This window comes from Chryseobacterium sp. SN22, from assembly GCF_008329705.1.
In the GTDB taxonomy this organism is placed as follows: domain Bacteria; phylum Bacteroidota; class Bacteroidia; order Flavobacteriales; family Weeksellaceae; genus Chryseobacterium.
Map to the genome: position 1 here is coordinate 81,909 of NZ_VTSX01000002.1, position 16,750 is coordinate 98,658.

Below are 16,750 nucleotides of genomic sequence, written 5' to 3' on the forward strand. Positions count from 1 at the left end.
TTCCGTATTTCTACGGAATCATATTCTTTCAAGCGGGTGGATGTTGTTGATGATGGCATAAATTACGATTCCAACCGTATTTTTTGCACCGATCTTCTCGACAATTCTCTGGCGGTGGCTTTCCACGGTTCTCGGGCTGATGTAAAGCTTTTCAGCAATTTCATTGTTGGTACATTCCTGGCAGATCAGCTTTACAACTTCTTTCTCCCTTTCGGAAAGCTCATCATCCATTTCGAAAAGGGTTCTTTTCTTTGTAGGGCTGTTCATATAGGAGAAAATCATCTGATGGTCTTCCGGTGTAAAGAATATCCCGTTTTTGTAGACCATGGTAATGGCTTCGATAAAGGCATTTCTGTTGGAGTTCTTAGGCAGGAAAGCAGAGACTCCCAGTTTCACCATGTAACCTAAAATCGTAGTCTTGTAATGTGAAGAAAGGATGATGATTTTAAGCTCCGGATACTTCTCTTTCAGTATTTCCACCAGTTCAAAACCGTTCATCGGCAGCATCTGCACATCTACCAAAGCGATATCCGGAAAATCTTCCGAAGAGGTATTTTCAAGGGTTTCCAAAAAATCGGGTCCGTTATTAGACATGGCCACTACGGAAATTCCCTGCTCCGAAGACAACAGCATTTTTACCGCTTCGAGGATCAGCTGCTCATCATCCACTAATGCTAATTTGATCTGAGAATTCATTGTTGTATGGAATTTTAATAATTAACCGGCTGCCATGTCCCAGGACATTTTTCCATTTATGCGCCGCATTCATCGATTTTATTCTGGATTCGATGTTTTTGATCCCCATCCCCTTTTTTACTTCTTCATATTCAAAACTTGTTCCGTTGTCTGAAATGACGACAGCAAGATTGGTGTTATTGTCCTTTATATAAATCCAGACCCTTGTTGCTTCCGAATGTTTAAGAACGTTAGTGGTAAACTCCTGAATGATCCTATATAACTGGACTTCTATGAAAATTTCTTTTTTCTGAAATTTCGGGCTTACATTCAGGGAAATATTGATCCTTCCTGCCAGATTGGCAATCAGTTCTTCGATATACAGCACCAACCCTACCGATTCCAGGTTTACCGGATACAAGGAATGGGAAATGCTTCGCGCCGAATCAATCAGGGAAGACATCTGGGTTGTGATATTTTTTTTGATAAGCTCATCTCCTTTTGTGTCGAGATTATTAAGCCATAAGGAAAGAATATTAAGACGGTTCCCGATATCATCGTGGATCATGACGGCAATTCTCTTCCGCTCTGATTCCTGTGCTTTGATGTTTTCTAAAACCAGTGTTTTCTGATATTGAACCTCCGCTTCATACTGCGCATTCTTTTCTTTAACAATTCTCCGGATAAAACTTCTGTAGGCCAGCAGAATAAAAGACATGATGATTGCCATGACGGCAAGCAGTGCAATAAAGAAGGTAATATTTAACGTTATTTCTTTAATTTTAAAAAAGTATAAATAAGTGAGACGTACAAAAGGCTGCAAAGGAGATTATTAACGTTCCAGATCATGTTGGCATCCTGTGCTTTAAAGCCAGCCAATTGCCGGAGCAGGAAAAACATAAATACCGACATGGCATAGTACAGGAAAACAAGGCTGTCTGCAACAATAAAGCGGGTATTGATTCTAGAATTGCCGATTTCCATCAGCAACGCATATCCTGCAAAACAGATGATCATGATACTGGAAATAACCTTTTTTGTTTCATTAACGATAATGTCGTTGCTCAGCAGGAAAAATCCGGCCGTTAAAATCAGCGGAATATATAAATAAGACGAAAGATTCAGCTTGCGGATAAAAAGAGTTCCTAAGACAAGGAGCTCTCCCGAAACGTAATACGGAAAAATATGATTCAGCTCTTTTGCATGGAAGCCATGAATCATAATATTAATGGTAAATTCTATCAAAAAAAGAAAAATGATATAATAAACATACCATTTTTCCGTATTTTTAAAAGATCTGTATTTTTTAATCCCAACTAAGACACAAATTACAAGTAAAATGTTATTGAGATAAAGTATTACCCCGGAAATATCCACAGTACAATCTAATTTTTTTTAATTATATAATCCCACAAGAGGGCGGACAGGCATGCGACCAATCATAGGTATTTGATATATTTTTTATGCTTCCGTTATCTTCAAGATTTTCATAGAATGAAATAAAAATAAGCGTAGGCAGTACCCGTCCATAGACATCGGAATACTTCAGCCCGAATGAACAGATAATATGCGTAAGCGTTTGTTTTGGCTCCTCTTTCTGACGCGTTGAATGAAGAATATCCTGGGCCGGTGCATAGAATCTTCTGAAAATCCTGTCTCCTCCGAATTCCGTACATTCCCTGTAAAACCACATCATGCCTTCATTTCTCCATGATTCTATAGCTGTTACAGCTTTATCCTGAGCCAGCACCGGCTTGCCTGAAACCGGAAAAGATGTATCGGCACTATCGTCCACTTTTTCCAGATTTTTAGAAAGAACGGCATTCTTAACGACGGTATATACCGCTGTCTCTTGCAATATTAAGTTTTGCTGCAGTTCCTGTAATGTACTATAAGGATAGCCATCAATGATAATTTTCTGCCCTTCCGCATCCATTGGATAAAGGATTGCAATCAGCGCTCCCTGATAAACTCCGATCTCGGTACAGAACTGGTTGTTTTTACTCTCCGCTTTCATCCATTGAATTTCCGAAGAATCGAAATTAAAAACATAGTTCGTAGAGATCAGTCTCTTGATCAATTCATACTCAGAACAGCAGTTAGACCATTCTATAATAGCTGCTTCGCATGCTTCCCGATTTAATATACTCATTTTTTTCATGGTTTTAATGCGTCAAAATTATACAAACTAATTTATCTGTGCAAGTATCTCACGAATAATTGAAAATTTGTTAATAGTTCCTTACGGTAATATGAAAACAGCTTTGTTGCTTTTCTTTGATGTAATAAATTTTTCCTGCATCATAATAGTATCTAAGTACTCTTTCCAGAGCCACTTCCATTTTAGGATTGTACTTCAAAGCATCGTTAAAGCGGACATAAGAAATATCGAAAGAATTGCCGTAATTATGAGAACTGATTCCCAATGCGGCATTGGAATTTACTTTTCGCAGGCGGCACTGGTCTTCCAGTGTCCTCGTAAGGGAAGAAACCGTAAACGTACTTCCTTTGGTTTCTTTACTGAACCGGGCCCCTATTTTTTCCAGCATCAGCTTACCTTTGGAAACCATCCAGGCCCTGCTGTAATCAAGCTTCTGAACGCGGTAGCCCTTTCCCGATTTCTTGATTTTATGAAGCTTACCGTTATCGATGTATTTCTGAACCGTCTTTGAATCTTTCAGGAGTTTTATGCCGAAACTTTTCGCAGCATCAAGATGCGGCTTATACAATGCGGTAGGCTCTATCTTCACCACTTCTTTCAGATCATAACAGGGAAAATCCCGGCTGGCTTTCTGGGTAAAAAAAAACGGTCCCAGGAACAGGATATTGAGGTACAGCAGTTTTTTCATCTGAGAAATCAGGTAAAAATTAATACAGGCAATTTATCTTAATCAAATATATTAATTTAAAACAAAACCATAAATTTTTACTAATACAAATAATTAGTTAAAATTTATTAATTAATCACATAAAAACAACAAAATATATTTTAGATCATCTATTTATTTTTAAAAAATGAAAATAAATTTAAATTATTAGTTTTCGTACCTAGATGATGATTTCAAAAAGCATCTAATTTGTAGCAGAAATGCTTGGGACAACGGTGCTTGTTTTTATGGGCTGCGGAAGGCCGTTATTGCCGGTGCGGACGGCACCATCCAAGCAGACTTCCGGAAATTTTCTTTTGCATTCGGATTAAGTGTAGTTATTTAGGAGCTACCTCCAACAAGAATATCAACGGCGGTTTTTCCGGTCTCGCCATTGGTTTTTCACTGGTGCTGATCCATATTGTAGGGATTAAGGTAACCGGTGTTTCCGTAAACCCGGCAAGAAATATCGGCCCCGCAAGTTTTCGCCGGCGATGAAACCATAAGCCAGTTTGGCTTTTTATTACAGTTCGTCATGGGAGGTGTTGCGGCTGCTTTTACTTACAACTCACTGATTGAAAGCTCTTAAAATAAGACAAAACGAAGTACATTCAGTCATTTATTGAAAAGTAATATGAACCCAAAGCAGAAATCAGATAATAGGCCGGAAGAGGGAAGCTGGATGCTGGAAGTTCCTTTTGCTCATATTAAGATCAAATGTATTGATTACTATATAAAATCGCTTCTATAAAAGAGCAATTCTATTTAAAATCCTGACTCACTAACCTGACTTTTACTCCCCACTTCACCAACCGACCGAATACATGCTCAACATGGTCGAATTCACTTTAAAATATGATATTTTATAAAGCGGCTACATTCAACAGAAGCGGATGAAACCCTATCAAAAATCCTGTTTTGCAAACAGGATTTTTTTATTTTAATCTTTTAATATCGAAAGGACTTCTGAAAATCAACTCTTCGTGCTTTCCCTTGATCTGTAGTTTTTTCTGCAACAGGCTCAGTGCCATTTTCCGGATGAAAACATCTTTATCATTAAGCTTCCAGTACGAGTCTTCATGCACGCGCTTCGGCTCGCGGATCCGGTAAAATTCCGTATCCCAGGTATCTACATTATGATAAAACTCGATAATCCCGCAATGTAGGGGAATCAAATCATGATCCACCATCCCCATCGGCAACAGGAAACTGAAGGCGTTGCAGATGTAGTCGCCACACGAAATCTTATCGTGCTTCAAAAATTTTTCGCCGGTATTGGTATTTGTATACGATTTTTTAAAGTCATTCTTAAAATCGCTTTTCGAAAGTTTAATCTCGATCTCATGGCTATAGCCTTCTGCATCGATTAATAAAATATCAGCTTCCCAATCGGCCTGAAAATGATTGGTAAGCACCATTTCCTTCTCAAAATTACATTGAGAATGGATAAACGCATGCACCAATTCTTCTATTTTTAACACTTTTGCTTTTAATTAAAATTTAATTGATTATACCTCTAACGGAGAATCCGTCATTTTCTTTCACATCTTCAGATTCTCCCACTCAAACACATCCACCTCAACTCACCAACAGGCTGCAGCCACGGATATCTGAATGATCGATCCTCCCCAATACCTGAAATTTATCCCCCACGGCCTTTCCCAGATCCTGGGTGGCGATAAATGAACAGGAATGAATGTTCGCCAGGTCGATAATGTTAATGGCTCCGGTCCGGCCTTCTTTTTCGTAATTGAAAGGATCTTCCGCATTCCGGATCATGATCTTCATCCAGTTCGGGCATTCGTATTCATTGTTCCCCAACGAATAGGCTTGCGAAAGAAGTTCCGTCATCGAATATTCCGAATAAATTTTATCGGTTTTAAAGCCTTCCTGCAATATCTTCAGCAGTTCGTCTTTGGTCATTTCCTCTTTTCTTCCTTTCATCCCTCCGGTCTCGATCACGACCAGGTTTTCTGAAGCGTTCAGAGATCCGCTGCTTTGCCGGGATCCGCAGTAGTCGATAAAATCCAGCAGGGCAAAGGAAACACCGAATAAAATTACTTTTTTGTCACCCAGCGTACTTAAAAGGTTAAACAGATCTTCGTGGTTATATAGGAAGTAGCCGTTCTCCGGCCTGCCCGATTTCTTCATCAGGTAATCAACCATGTAAATCAGCGACGAATTCTGTCTTTCCAGGTAGCTTGGCAGTAATCCCAGAAAAATAAAATCCTCCGGCTTCCCGATAAACTGCTCAAAGCTCCAGTAGATGCTTTCTTCATATTTATTTTCGTCGGCGATAAAATGTTTTGAAAGATTCATCTTTGTGGTTCCCGAACTCTGAAAAAACAGGCCGGCTTCCGAATTTTTATCTAAAATCTGATGATTTTTAAACATTTCAATCGGCAGAAACGGAATGTTTGCCAGACGGTCCACTTTCTCCGGATCTATGTTCAGATAATCCACAAAACGCCTGTATACCTCAACATTTTCATATTGGTAACGGAAGGTTTCCAGGGCTGCCGCTAAAAATTCCTGCTCTGTCTGTATGCTGAATATATTTTCCACTGCTGAACTCTTTTAACTTATGATCTTATGATGAGCTGATTAATAAAACAACCTCTGTTTTTAATATTTTTTTAATAATTAAATTGTATCCTGGTCAGTTTATTGTATTTGAATAGGCGGAATATGGATTAAAAACAAGAATGTATTTCATTCAGAGATTACCTCTTTTTGAGGTAATTTTTTTATGCCGTCACCAAAGGCCTTCAGCTCGAACTCATGTTCGAAGACCCCATAGGTAAAATACGAAATCCAGTCGCCAAGATTAATGTATTTTGCCTTACCTCCCAGATCCAGAACCATCGGAAGGTGGCGATGCCCATAGATAAAATAATCGATCGCCTGGGTTTTGAGCTTTTCTTTGGAATAGATAATTAAAAATTCCTTGTCTTCGCCCAGAAATTCCTTGTCTTCATCCCCGGAAATCATTTTGTTCTTCTGGGACATATATAAGGCGATCTTCATGGCAATATCCGGATGCAGCCATTTGAAAAACCACTGCGCCACCGGGTTGGTGAACACTTTCTTCATTCTTTTATACCCTTTGTCACCAGGGCCCAATCCATCGCCATGGGCCAGCAAAAACTGTCTGCCGCCCATTTCGAAATACTGCTTTTTATAGAAAACCGTACATCCGATTTCATCTTCCAGGTAATCCTTCATCCACAGATCATGGTTTCCCACAAAAAAATAGATGTGGATCCCACGGTCTTTCAGTTCGGCGATTTTTCCCAGCACCCGGACATATCCTTTCGGGATCACATGCTTCCATTCGTGCCAGAAATCAAACAGATCCCCCATCAGAAAAAGAACCTGCGCATCATGCTTGATCGCGTCCATCCAGCGGATAAAACACTCTTCCCGCACCTTGCTTTCTTTCGGGTTCGGCGCACCGAAATGCTGGTCTGAAGCGAAATATACTTTTTTCCCGAGTTCTAAATTGATGGTTGTCTTTAACACCTTCTGAATATTTGTTCAATAATTACTGATTATCCTCTGCAAACCACTCTCCGTAAGAGTTTTCGGTTTCATGAAGCTTCAGGTAAGCCAGGGAAATCCCTTCCGGCAGCTTCGATTTTATTTTGGCTGCAATGGCGTACAGCATATTCTCGCAAGTCGGCTGGAAAGTACAGTAAATCACTTTATGGCCTTTTTCTTCCAGGTCTTCACCCAGTTCGCGGTGCGGCGAAAGCCCGTTGATGAGAACGGCATGGTCCCAGACGTCTACAATCTCAGACTTTACGATACTTTTGATATCTCCAAAATCCACCACCATCCCATTTTTGGGATTTTCCAAATCATTAACAGGCTTTCCTTTCACTGTTACAAACAGCTTGTAGGAATGCCCGTGCATATTTTTACATTTCCCGTCGTAATTGTACAGTACGTGGGCGGTTTCGAATGTAAAAATTTTTGTTATACGTATCATCCTGCAAAGATAAGGAATTTGGTTTGAGTTTCGGTTTGCTTAATTATTGCCCATCGGCCCGGGTAAATTAGGATCTGTCGCCGGAGTGGTTACCAGCTCTTCATTACAGCGTATCCAGCCAATCACTTTCCAGCCTTTTGATTTTCTGCGTTTCCGCATCGATCAACACCCAAAGCGTTGTTGAATCCACCACCAGCTGATCATGACAATAAAATTCCACTTTCCGGGGCTGCCGGATTCCTTCCGGTGACTTGGGGTAGGTCCTGATTGTAAGGGTATCGCCCAGAAATACCTGTTTTTTATACTGAATGTGGTGATCCAGCAGCATCCAGATGTCTTTGGGATAATCGGTGATATGCTTTACGGCATCCCAGTGTTCCACAGCGATTTCTTCCACCCAATGGACGTACTGAACGTTATTCACATGGTTGTTGGCATCGATATGTTGTTCCGTAACGGTCATCTGCTTTTCAAAAATCAGGCTCATCTTCCTCAATATTTACCCAAAAGTAAAACTTAAAAATTAAATAATACCTATTCTGAAAGTTGTTATCTTAGCAAAAAATACCACACAGATGATTGCAGATATCTTCTTTCCGAACCGTTGCATTGCATGCAGCCGGATTATTGAGTCCGAATTGCTCACCTGCCCACTTTGCATGGAACAGATTCATTTTACCCACACCGGATATTCCGAAGACAGCTTTATGAAACAGAAATGCAGGCTTCTCTTCCCTGTTGAAAATGCTTTTGCGCTGATGAATTTTGAAAAGGAAAATGTGAGCCGCCGGATTATCCATGATTTAAAATACAGAAGCAGGGAAAACATTGGAAAAATCCTTGCCGGCTGGGCGACTGAAAAGTTAGACTTTCAAAATAAGAAACCCGACCTGCTGGTTCCGGTTCCGCTTCACCCGAAAAAGCTGAGGGAGCGAGGATATAATCAACTGCACCTGTTTACCGAAAGGCTATCGGCATTTTACAACATTCCCTTTGACCATGAGCTGATCAAAAGAAATCATTATTCCAAAGCACAGGCTTTAAAAGACAGGCAGCATCGCCTGGAAACACAAAATATCTTTTCCATTAACAAAGAGGTTTCAGAAAAGCATATCCTGCTGATCGATGATGTTTTCACCACCGGAAATACCCTGGCTACCATTGCCTGGGAAATCCTGAGCGCCGGGAATAATAAGGTGAGTGTACTGGTCATGGCGGTTGATGTATAATGGATTTGGAATTCAAGCTTCAAAATTCAAGGTTTAAGATTTAAGGTTTAAAAATTAAATTTGAGATTAAAGCTAAGTTAAGGTTGAGATTTAGGATGTAAAATTAAAATACGCCGTTCAAAGGTAATATCTCCACCATCAATATTCCTGTTCAGATTATGGTCTGCGATAAGGACTTTATGGTAACACTTGAAAAAAGCACAGCTGCCTACAGGAGCCTTCCGGATGCAAATCCGGCCATACTTCCCGATACGGAACATCCGATGGATAAAGTACGGCCGGACCTGTTATTGAAGCTGATGAAAGATTTCCGGAATCTTCCTGATTACCTTTGCAGTTTTTCCCCGTAGCTCAGATCACCCGCATCACCCAATCCCGGCGTGATGTAGCCTTTGGATGTGAGTTCTTCATCGATGGTGCCAACCCAGATCTTTGCACCGGGATATGCTTTCTGAAGGGTTTCTGCACCCTGCCTGGAAGCAATAGCTGCCACGATATGAAGTGATGACGGCTTACCGTTCGTCAACAGGTCCTTGATGGCTTCGATCAGTGAGGCACCGGTGGCGAGCATCGGATCTCCGACGATCAGAGGTCTCCCTTCAATATTGGGACAGGTAAGATAATCCTGCTTGATGGAGAAATAATCGTTGGAATCATGTTTTCTGTAGGCTGCTACGAACCCGCAATCTGCCTTATCGAAATAATTCAGTAAGCCTTCAAACAAAGGCACTCCCGCTCTTAAAATGGTAGTAATTACGGGCTGAACCGCAATTTCCTTTACCTTGATTTTATCCAAAGGGGTCTGAATTTCCACTTCCTTGTATTCAAGCGTTTTGCTGATCTCGAACGCTGCGATTTCGCCGATTCTTTCCATGTTTCTCCTGAAACGCATCCTGTCCTGCTGCACCTCAACATTCCGTAGCTCGTTGATCCAGGAATTTACCAGAGAAAACTGTTCTGATAATACAACTGTATTCATTATGTGAAACTTTTTATTTAAAATATAAATTTAATAAAGAGTAAAATCCCTCTCAGAAATCTGAAAGGGACTGAAATTATTTTTGTCTGAAATACACTTCGATCGGTACTCCGGTAAACCCGAATTCTTTTCTCAGCTGATTTTCGGTAAATCTTTTGTAAGGCTCCTTTACATATTGCGGCAGGTTGCAGAAGAACACAAACTGCGGCGATGGCGTCGGAAGCTGTACACAATATTTGATTTTGATGTATTTTCCTTTATTGGCCGGCGGCGGCGTTCCTTCAAAAATCGGAAGCATCACTTCATTCAGCCTGGAAGTCTTGATCTTCTTTTTACGGTCTTCATATACCGTCATGGCTGTTTCCACTACTTTCAGGATTCTCTGCTTCGTCAGGGCAGATACGAAAAGAATTGGAATATCGCTGAACTGACCGATTTTATCCCTGATGGCATTTTCAAAATCCCGGGTGGTATTGGTCTGCTTGTTTTCCACTAAATCCCATTTGTTGACCACAATAACGATTCCTTTCCTGTTTTTCTGCGCCAGTCCGAAAATATTCATATCCTGGGATTCCCAGCCTAAGGTCGCATCTACCATGATAACCACCACATCGGAATACTCAATGGAACGGATGGAACGCATCACGGAATAAAATTCCAGGTCCTCGGAAACTTTTGATTTCCTTCTCATCCCGGCAGTATCTACCAGTACGAATTCATGTCCGAATTTGTTGTACAGCGTCTGGATACTGTCCCGGGTAGTTCCTGCCACATCGGTTACGATATTCCGGTCGGTATCAAGCAAAGCATTGGTCATCGTGGATTTCCCTACGTTCGGACGACCAGCGATGGTAATTTTCGGTAATCCTTCAAACGGATCTTTGTATTCTGTAGTAGGAAAATCTTTAACGATATCATCCAGCAGGTCACCGGTTCCGGAACCGGTAGCAGAAGATAGAGTATAGTATTTCTCAATTCCCAGCTGGTAAAATTCCGTAGCAGCCAGTTCCTCTTTGGATGAATCCACCTTATTTACCACGATATAAGCCGGCTTATTCGATCTTCTGAGCATCTCATAAATCTCGTAATCGGTATCGGTAAGGCCTTCCTCCACGTTCAGCATGAAGATAATAGACGTCGCTTCATCCACTGCCAGCTGAACCTGTTTAGAAATTTCCCCCTGGAAAACATCATCATTGTTCACATCATATCCTCCGGTATCGATTACCGTAAAATCAACCCCGTTCCAGTCGGATTTCCCATAGTGGCGGTCGCGGGTTACCCCTGCCGTGGAATCTACGATGGCCTCTCTCCTTTCCAGTAAACGGTTAAACAATGTGGATTTTCCTACGTTGGGACGCCCAACGATTGCAACAATATTCGACATAAAAAAATGTTTAATAATCCTTCGACAAAGCTCAGGACAAGATTATCAATGGGTTACTCCAACTTTTGGAGCCCAATTTTTTTTGCAAAGATAGGATTTTTATTTAATTCAAATAACCCTGCCGGCAAGCCCAACCGACAGAGATCCGCTTAGAATTCAATACCAATCGCCGTTTCAATGGGAAAATATAATCAAATTAATTCTTTGACTATCAATAAATAAAAGTTTTACATGTAATTTTTCATTAATTAATCTCAATTAATCACTTTTATTTTTAAAATAATTTTTCTAATTTCGCGGTACAGAAATACAGACCCATGGTGTAGCGGTAACACTACTGATTTTGGTTCAGTCATCTGGGGTTCGAATCCCTGTGGGTCTACCACTTAAAAAATGCAACTAGCTAAATAACAGCAAGTTGCATTTTTATTTCAGTCACCTTTTTGACGTTTGGTCACCTTTTAGTCACACTTTTGATAAAAACGCTCGGAATTAACTCTATTGAATTTATTTGAATCTGATTGTATTTTTAACAACGAAAATAATGTTCATTAGACTCGAAATAATCAAACATTATACTCCTTGCCGTTGCTTCCAATCAATTACAATCCAGTTTGGAATATTAAACGTATCATCTTCATATAAATACTGTACAAAATCTTCATCCGAATTAAATTCGCCGTAATAAAAATTGTTTAGGTTCTCATACAGGCTTTGAAACTCCATTTTACCTAAAACAATCCAAACACGCTTCGTAAACCTCTAAATCATGCCCAGAATTATTGATTTGTTCAAGTGCATCGTAAATATCTTTTGATATGTGGCATTCACTCAATAATCCCAGCTTTTCTAGAATCGGACATTCATAATCTTGAAACATAAATTTGGGGTCGGATTCATCAGAATGAAGTTCATACATTGCTGTAATTAGTTCGTCATAATCAGAGTAATCGGCTAAATCAAGCCATTTCCCAAATAATGAGCCGTTGTTGTACTTAGCGTACGTTGATACATAGATACAAGCAGTATCTAGACAATTTCGTAAATTTGTCATGTTAATAAGTTTTAGTAATGTTAAAATTTATTGATTTGCCTTGTCGCATTGCAGTGCTTCAAGGTTTTTTTATGTACATATTGAGATATATTTTAGTAGTAAGTCGCTCACAAAAAGCAGTATAAATATACAATAAAAGCCCATGAATACAAGAGTTTACAATACTTTTTAACCAAAATATCAACGTCTGTTAAAATCTTTTTAACCACTCCGACCGCAGGAAAAACAAAACAGCTGTCAAAAAACAAAATCTTTGACAGAGGGTGCAACCAAAAAAAGTCCAACAACCCCGGTCAAAATTCTATCAGTACCCCTTGTCCCGATACCTATATAAAAATTTTGAGATTCGGCATAGGGGGATGTTTTTATACTAAATTTAGGTTATGGGGTAAATGGGACTGTATATATTAGCAAAATTCCTTTCATTTACTTTCAATAATTTTCCATATCCAAACAACATAAAAGGTAGTTTACCATACAGAAAATCTTTGAATCTGAAAAATTTCATATCTTAGTGGCTAAATTTTTAACGAAAAAAATAAAGCGTTAGCTTTTATTCTGTACAAGGAAATCTGGTAAATTTCAAATACAGCACAGAATAAACAGTTGATGCCCTCGCTTATGGCGTGGGCTATACTTGTTTGTGCTGTATGGTTTACCAGAACCTCCTTGAACAAATTAAGTTATAGTTCCACGCTTTCTGCATTAATAACCTTTCACTTTGGGACTGAGTGATACAACAGCACTCATTCATGAAAAAGATTCCACTATTTTCATTCACGGCATTATTACTTTGCGCCTTATCATGTGAAAATCCAAAACCAAAATTTAAAACAGGAGACGATCCGCACATTGATTCTATGATGGCTAAAATCAAAGCTAATCAAAAAGTACAGTTTGATGAGATTGACCGCAAACTAGAAGCACATTCCAAACCTCAAATGCAATATCTTTTTGTGAGACTAGCTGTTACTGAAAATAAAATGACTCAAATTCAAGAAAGCAATATTGTATCCCCAATACAGGAACTTCAAACTATTGATGAAGAAACCAAGGCGAGAGTTGAAGATCAGGTAGTAGGAGAATATCTTAAATCATATGGAGCCCAAGTTTTCGATGGTAGAATTACCAAAAAGGAAACTTTTGTTTTCAACAGCTATACGGAAGCCAGTGAAAAGAGAAACAGTTTTTTAATCTCTGAAAATTAATACAATGAAAGTAAAAATTATAGCAAGTCTAATATCGGTTTTTGCTGTACAAACTATTTCCGCACAGATAAAAACACTTAATTATAATATAATCCAGGTTGTCGAGAATCGAAATATAACTAATCTTATTCCAAAAAAAGCAAAGATAAGAATTGATAATACTAAGAAAACTGTAAGTATTAAAGATTCAGAATTACTAAAACCCTATGTTTTTAAAATAGACTCTCAAAGCAGTTGTGACAATTTCGGGATATTCGGAGAATCTGTAAGTTGTTTCTTACGAAGCAGAGAAGGAAAGCTATATATTTTTTCTTACAACAAAAATAGACTAGAGATTATGAATCTCACAGGAGACGGAACAAGATACATTAACATAAAACCATAACATTATTATGAAAAAACTTTCTTTCAAATCTACATTAGTAGCATTATCGCTAACATTAGCAACCGTAAACTGTTCTAGCAGTAACGATGACGATAACAACACACAGCAAACCAACCCTGCAACAACTCAATATTTTCACCCACCAACGTGGATTCAGGGAACATGGGCGTAACAAATGGAACAACTTCAAACAAGCTCTATAAGTTTACAACAGATGATTTTATACTACTTGTAACAGGTGTAAACGAACAGAGCATGACAGGAACAATCAAATCAAGTCCTAACGGTGGAAGTGTTGATGAGACAGCTAATAACGGTATGCAGTATAATTTTACAGTTAAATATAACATCACAACCACAACACAAAGTTTTGAGTTCAGAAAAGTATCAGCAACTCAGATTCAGTGGAAAGATAACAGTAACGGAACATGGTTTGACTTGGTAAAAATGTAGAAAAAACAAAGCCTTGACCTTATGGGTTCGGGCTTACTTTTTATCTCTTCAAACACCGATGAACAGAGGGGTTAACGAAAAATCTGCAAGATAGTACCAATACATACTACAAATTTATCTTATATATTATCCTACTCTAATCACTCTCAAACTCAACCCAAACACTCTAATCGGGAAAATTTGGAGAAAAAAACGTCAAGTTTTGTCGCCATACAGATATAGATTTGTAAAAAGAAAAATAATAATTCAAAATATAGGGAAAATACCTATGCCATGAATCAATGATTTTTTCTAAATTGTCGCCTAAAAAAATTATCCATTAATGTAAATATAAAAACATGAAACGATTATAAAAACATGAAAATAAACTTTAAGAAAAATTCATTTAACTTACAAAACCAAAAGAAACTATGAGAAAGAAAACTATTTTAAAGCTATTTTTACTAATAGCATTTGCAATCTCAATGCATTCATGTATTCACGACGATGTATATTCAGCATCTGAGCAATCCAATAATGAATACCAATCCAAAAGCCTTTGGAAAGAAGACGAAAAATATATCAAAAATGTAAAAGCCGTTTTTGATAAATACGCTGACAAAAATTATTTCACTTCCAACTTTGGAAGTATTTATTGGGACTATGCTGTAACTATGGGAACTAGTGAAAGTTTCCTCGAAGCACCTGTTATAAAAAACAACAAAGTAAGTTTTATACTTGTAGTTTATAAAGATGGAGACAGAGTGTTTTTTAAGAGAAAAGAAGATGAAGAATCTAAAAAATTCTTTACTGCTTTAGTTTTCCATGATAGAACGAAACTTACGGATTCAAAATTGAATAATTCATTAAGTTCTGAAGCAAAAGGTGGTTGTGTAACTATTGAAACGACTTGGACTTGGACGAACGACGACGGGAGTGCTGGTCCAACTTACACTTACACAGAAATGTATTGTTTACCATCTGGACCTTATCTGCCCTGTCAGGCTGTAGATGTAGATGCTAATTGTGGAGGCTCTACTGGCGGAAGCGGTGGAAGTTCTGGTGGCGGCTCAGGCGGTGGAGGCGGATTTCCATATACTCCTGAAATACAGGAATTTACAGATAATTGCGCAAAAGTAAAAACTTTAACTAATAATACTACTTTTAAAAATAATGTTGGTAATTTAGAAAGTAAAACAGGATTAAAGGGAGAAACTGGATATATACAAAGAGCTGACGGAAACTATACATATCAAGATACAGCAGGTCAAAATGAGACATCAAACACTTTATCTCTTCCTAAAGCTAGTTTGCCTGAAAATAAAAATATTATGGGATATCTTCATACACATGTTAATGATTATACCTATACAGACACTGACGGAACAGAAATAATGAGACAAGGAATAAAGATGTTTTCTCCTGCTGATATATGGTATTTTATGGATATGTTGAAAAATGCACAAGAAGCAGGTAGACCATTATCTGATGTATACGCAGTAATGGTTACAAGTAAGGGAAATTATCAAATAAGATTTACTGGAAATCAATATCAAATTAAAAGTTTCACTGCACAACAAATTGAAAATTTCACGAAAGACTTCCCAACATTTATGGAAAAATATTCAAATGATTTGGAACTTGGCTTTTTAAATTTTATAAGCGAAAAAATGAATGTAAAAGCAACTAATCTATACAAGATGGATTCCAATGGCACAAATTATGAAATAAAATTAACAGCTGAAAAAACTAAAATGACATCTGGATGCCCAGGTTAAAAACTTAAAATAAAAAATTATGAAAAATATATTAAGTATAATATGCTTTATTGTCTTTACAAGTTGTATGGGACAAACTGTTTCACTTGAAACAATGGCTCAGTGTCAACCAGGAAACTGTCCTGTTGCAACTTATGTAAAAGATGTTAATAATTTATTGAACAAATATGTAGGAACATGGAAAGGTTCACTTGATGGTAAAAATTATGAGTTTAATTTTATAAAAAAAGAAAATTTTGGCTTTGATGACAGTTTAAAAAAAGATAGATTAATTGGGAGGTTAAAAATTACTAGTTCAAATGGGATTATTGAATATAATAATTTTTCCTTAGAAGATGATAAGACAAACCTTTACGGGAGTAATTTTCAACCAAATTTAAAAGCATATATGGTACGTTTTTCTGGAGGAAAATTAGGTTGTATAGATTACGGATATGTCTATTTAATAATAAAACCTGAAACTCCAAATAGTATGGGCGTATTGTTTTTACCAGATAACGATATTGCTACTGAAGACTGTAGCAATTTTAAAACAACAATACCAACTAAAAAACGTATTGATTTAATAAAACAATAATTTCAAGTAATTCTTAAATAGAAAAAAGATTGGCTCTACCGAAATATCAAGGTAAGCCAATCTTTTTTATTTACAGTACAAATTACTCTTAATATATAGTCCGATTTTGTCCTTTCTCACCCTCAATCACTCCACATCACCATCCCCTATCAAACTTTGAAATTTGGCTACAAGTAAATCTCGTAATT

At 37.9% G+C, this 16,750-nt stretch carries 21 protein-coding genes and 1 tRNA gene; 9 read left to right on the forward strand and 13 right to left on the reverse strand.

The features are described 5' to 3' along the window. Positions 1 to 18: 18 nt before the first annotated feature. The 5 genes from FY557_RS01490 to FY557_RS01510 all read right to left on the reverse strand — a co-directional run bounded on the left by FY557_RS01490 (position 19) and on the right by FY557_RS01510 (position 3,524). Complete coding sequence (locus tag FY557_RS01490; RefSeq protein ID WP_149245525.1) at positions 19 to 696, reverse strand: response regulator transcription factor; 678 nt, start codon at positions 694 to 696, stop codon at positions 19 to 21. Then, entirely contained in the window at positions 662 to 1,405 is a 744-nt protein-coding gene (locus tag FY557_RS01495) for a sensor histidine kinase (protein WP_228451666.1), read from the reverse strand. The genes FY557_RS01490 and FY557_RS01495 overlap by 35 nt, the downstream gene beginning before the upstream one ends. A gap of 38 nt (positions 1,406 to 1,443) precedes the next feature. Then, the gene (locus tag FY557_RS01500) at positions 1,444 to 1,896 is read right to left on the reverse strand and encodes a hypothetical protein (RefSeq protein WP_149245526.1); all 453 of its coding nucleotides are present in this window, start codon (positions 1,894 to 1,896) and stop codon (positions 1,444 to 1,446) included. A 178-nt stretch (positions 1,897 to 2,074) separates the two neighbouring features. Next, entirely contained in the window at positions 2,075 to 2,827 is a 753-nt protein-coding gene (locus FY557_RS01505) for a hypothetical protein (RefSeq protein WP_149245527.1), read from the reverse strand. 79 nt (positions 2,828 to 2,906) lie between these two features. Then, a complete protein-coding gene (locus tag FY557_RS01510) occupies positions 2,907 to 3,524 on the reverse strand; it encodes a DUF5715 family protein (protein WP_149245528.1) in 618 nt (205 codons plus the stop codon). Positions 3,525 to 3,782: 258 nt separating this feature from the next. Between FY557_RS01510 and FY557_RS01515 the strand changes: the two genes are divergently transcribed. Then, entirely contained in the window at positions 3,783 to 4,040 is a 258-nt protein-coding gene (locus FY557_RS01515; RefSeq protein ID WP_228451672.1) for an aquaporin, read from the forward strand. Positions 4,041 to 4,477: 437 nt separating this feature from the next. Here the strand turns inward: FY557_RS01515 and FY557_RS01520 are convergent, their stop codons facing one another. From FY557_RS01520 to FY557_RS01540, 5 genes are all read right to left on the reverse strand, one after another. Further along, positions 4,478 to 5,023 (reverse strand): hypothetical protein, encoded by a 546-nt coding sequence (locus tag FY557_RS01520; protein ID WP_149245529.1) that lies wholly within the window; start codon positions 5,021 to 5,023, stop codon positions 4,478 to 4,480. A 97-nt stretch (positions 5,024 to 5,120) separates the two neighbouring features. Next, the gene (locus tag FY557_RS01525) at positions 5,121 to 6,107 is read right to left on the reverse strand and encodes an acyl transferase (RefSeq protein WP_149245530.1); all 987 of its coding nucleotides are present in this window, start codon (positions 6,105 to 6,107) and stop codon (positions 5,121 to 5,123) included. Between the two features lie 147 nt (positions 6,108 to 6,254). Continuing rightward, on the reverse strand, positions 6,255 to 7,064 hold the full coding sequence (locus FY557_RS01530) for a UDP-2,3-diacylglucosamine diphosphatase (protein WP_149245531.1): 810 nt from the start codon (positions 7,062 to 7,064) through the stop codon (positions 6,255 to 6,257). A gap of 22 nt (positions 7,065 to 7,086) precedes the next feature. After that, positions 7,087 to 7,533, reverse strand: coding sequence for a 6-pyruvoyl trahydropterin synthase family protein (locus tag FY557_RS01535; RefSeq protein WP_087706037.1), 447 nt, complete (start codon positions 7,531 to 7,533; stop codon positions 7,087 to 7,089). A 103-nt stretch (positions 7,534 to 7,636) separates the two neighbouring features. Further along, positions 7,637 to 8,020, reverse strand: coding sequence for an acyl-CoA thioesterase (locus tag FY557_RS01540; protein ID WP_149245532.1), 384 nt, complete (start codon positions 8,018 to 8,020; stop codon positions 7,637 to 7,639). An 88-nt stretch (positions 8,021 to 8,108) separates the two neighbouring features. Between FY557_RS01540 and FY557_RS01545 the strand changes: the two genes are divergently transcribed. Both FY557_RS01545 and FY557_RS01550 read left to right on the forward strand, forming a co-directional pair. After that, complete coding sequence (locus FY557_RS01545) at positions 8,109 to 8,762, forward strand: ComF family protein (protein WP_149245533.1); 654 nt, start codon at positions 8,109 to 8,111, stop codon at positions 8,760 to 8,762. Positions 8,763 to 8,941: 179 nt separating this feature from the next. After that, complete coding sequence (locus FY557_RS01550; protein ID WP_185151624.1) at positions 8,942 to 9,112, forward strand: hypothetical protein; 171 nt, start codon at positions 8,942 to 8,944, stop codon at positions 9,110 to 9,112. Here the strand turns inward: FY557_RS01550 and upp are convergent. Next, positions 9,088 to 9,741: a uracil phosphoribosyltransferase gene (upp, locus tag FY557_RS01555; RefSeq protein WP_149245534.1), complete on the reverse strand. Its 654-nt coding sequence runs from the start codon at positions 9,739 to 9,741 to the stop codon at positions 9,088 to 9,090. The two genes, FY557_RS01550 and upp, sit on opposite strands and share 25 nt — an antisense overlap. 76 nt (positions 9,742 to 9,817) lie before the next feature. Continuing rightward, complete coding sequence (der, locus tag FY557_RS01560; RefSeq protein WP_149245535.1) at positions 9,818 to 11,128, reverse strand: ribosome biogenesis GTPase Der; 1,311 nt, start codon at positions 11,126 to 11,128, stop codon at positions 9,818 to 9,820. 311 nt (positions 11,129 to 11,439) lie between these two features. On the opposite strand from der, the gene FY557_RS01565 reads away from it, so the two are divergent. Beyond that, positions 11,440 to 11,513: transfer RNA gene (locus tag FY557_RS01565), tRNA-Gln, on the forward strand. Positions 11,514 to 11,855: 342 nt separating this feature from the next. On the opposite strand, the gene FY557_RS20270 is transcribed toward FY557_RS01565, so the two are convergent. Beyond that, complete coding sequence (locus FY557_RS20270) at positions 11,856 to 12,182, reverse strand: antirestriction protein ArdA (RefSeq protein WP_228451667.1); 327 nt, start codon at positions 12,180 to 12,182, stop codon at positions 11,856 to 11,858. Between the two features lie 752 nt (positions 12,183 to 12,934). Here FY557_RS20270 and FY557_RS01575 point away from each other — a divergent pair. From FY557_RS01575 to FY557_RS01595, 5 genes are all read left to right on the forward strand, one after another. Further along, positions 12,935 to 13,390, forward strand: a complete 456-nt coding sequence (locus tag FY557_RS01575; RefSeq protein WP_149245536.1) for a hypothetical protein — start codon at positions 12,935 to 12,937, stop codon at positions 13,388 to 13,390. Positions 13,391 to 13,394: 4 nt separating this feature from the next. Next, positions 13,395 to 13,775 carry a hypothetical protein gene (locus FY557_RS01580; RefSeq protein WP_149245537.1) on the forward strand — a complete coding sequence of 127 codons (381 nt, stop codon included), beginning with the start codon at positions 13,395 to 13,397 and terminating at the stop codon, positions 13,773 to 13,775. A gap of 162 nt (positions 13,776 to 13,937) precedes the next feature. Next, positions 13,938 to 14,228, forward strand: coding sequence for a hypothetical protein (locus FY557_RS01585; protein ID WP_149245538.1), 291 nt, complete (start codon positions 13,938 to 13,940; stop codon positions 14,226 to 14,228). A gap of 410 nt (positions 14,229 to 14,638) precedes the next feature. After that, on the forward strand, positions 14,639 to 15,985 hold the full coding sequence (locus tag FY557_RS01590; protein WP_149245539.1) for a hypothetical protein: 1,347 nt from the start codon (positions 14,639 to 14,641) through the stop codon (positions 15,983 to 15,985). A 19-nt stretch (positions 15,986 to 16,004) separates the two neighbouring features. Then, positions 16,005 to 16,562 carry a DUF6705 family protein gene (locus tag FY557_RS01595; RefSeq protein WP_149245540.1) on the forward strand — a complete coding sequence of 186 codons (558 nt, stop codon included), beginning with the start codon at positions 16,005 to 16,007 and terminating at the stop codon, positions 16,560 to 16,562. Positions 16,563 to 16,750: the final 188 nt, after the last annotated feature.

What these genes read in the sequence shown, in the direction of transcription:
- FY557_RS01550 (WP_185151624.1), top strand. Translation starts at nt 8,942, where the DNA reads ATGGTAACACTTGAAAAAAGCACAGCTGCCTACAGGAGCCTTCCGGAT.
- FY557_RS01595 (WP_149245540.1), top strand. Translation starts at nt 16,005, where the DNA reads ATGAAAAATATATTAAGTATAATATGCTTTATTGTCTTTACAAGTTGT.
- FY557_RS20270 (WP_228451667.1), bottom strand. Translation starts at nt 12,182, where the DNA reads ATGACAAATTTACGAAATTGTCTAGATACTGCTTGTATCTATGTATCA.
- FY557_RS01540 (WP_149245532.1), bottom strand. Translation starts at nt 8,020, where the DNA reads ATGAGCCTGATTTTTGAAAAGCAGATGACCGTTACGGAACAACATATC.
- FY557_RS01495 (WP_228451666.1), bottom strand. Translation starts at nt 1,405, where the DNA reads ATGGCAATCATCATGTCTTTTATTCTGCTGGCCTACAGAAGTTTTATC.
- FY557_RS01585 (WP_149245538.1), top strand. Translation starts at nt 13,938, where the DNA reads ATGGGCGTAACAAATGGAACAACTTCAAACAAGCTCTATAAGTTTACA.
- FY557_RS01535 (WP_087706037.1), bottom strand. Translation starts at nt 7,533, where the DNA reads ATGATACGTATAACAAAAATTTTTACATTCGAAACCGCCCACGTACTG.
- FY557_RS01545 (WP_149245533.1), top strand. Translation starts at nt 8,109, where the DNA reads ATGATTGCAGATATCTTCTTTCCGAACCGTTGCATTGCATGCAGCCGG.
- FY557_RS01575 (WP_149245536.1), top strand. Translation starts at nt 12,935, where the DNA reads ATGAAAAAGATTCCACTATTTTCATTCACGGCATTATTACTTTGCGCC.
- FY557_RS01505 (WP_149245527.1), bottom strand. Translation starts at nt 2,827, where the DNA reads ATGAGTATATTAAATCGGGAAGCATGCGAAGCAGCTATTATAGAATGG.
- der (WP_149245535.1), bottom strand. Translation starts at nt 11,128, where the DNA reads ATGTCGAATATTGTTGCAATCGTTGGGCGTCCCAACGTAGGAAAATCC.
- FY557_RS01500 (WP_149245526.1), bottom strand. Translation starts at nt 1,896, where the DNA reads ATGATTCATGGCTTCCATGCAAAAGAGCTGAATCATATTTTTCCGTAT.
- FY557_RS01490 (WP_149245525.1), bottom strand. Translation starts at nt 696, where the DNA reads ATGAATTCTCAGATCAAATTAGCATTAGTGGATGATGAGCAGCTGATC.
- FY557_RS01510 (WP_149245528.1), bottom strand. Translation starts at nt 3,524, where the DNA reads ATGAAAAAACTGCTGTACCTCAATATCCTGTTCCTGGGACCGTTTTTT.
- FY557_RS01590 (WP_149245539.1), top strand. Translation starts at nt 14,639, where the DNA reads ATGAGAAAGAAAACTATTTTAAAGCTATTTTTACTAATAGCATTTGCA.
- upp (WP_149245534.1), bottom strand. Translation starts at nt 9,741, where the DNA reads ATGAATACAGTTGTATTATCAGAACAGTTTTCTCTGGTAAATTCCTGG.
- FY557_RS01580 (WP_149245537.1), top strand. Translation starts at nt 13,395, where the DNA reads ATGAAAGTAAAAATTATAGCAAGTCTAATATCGGTTTTTGCTGTACAA.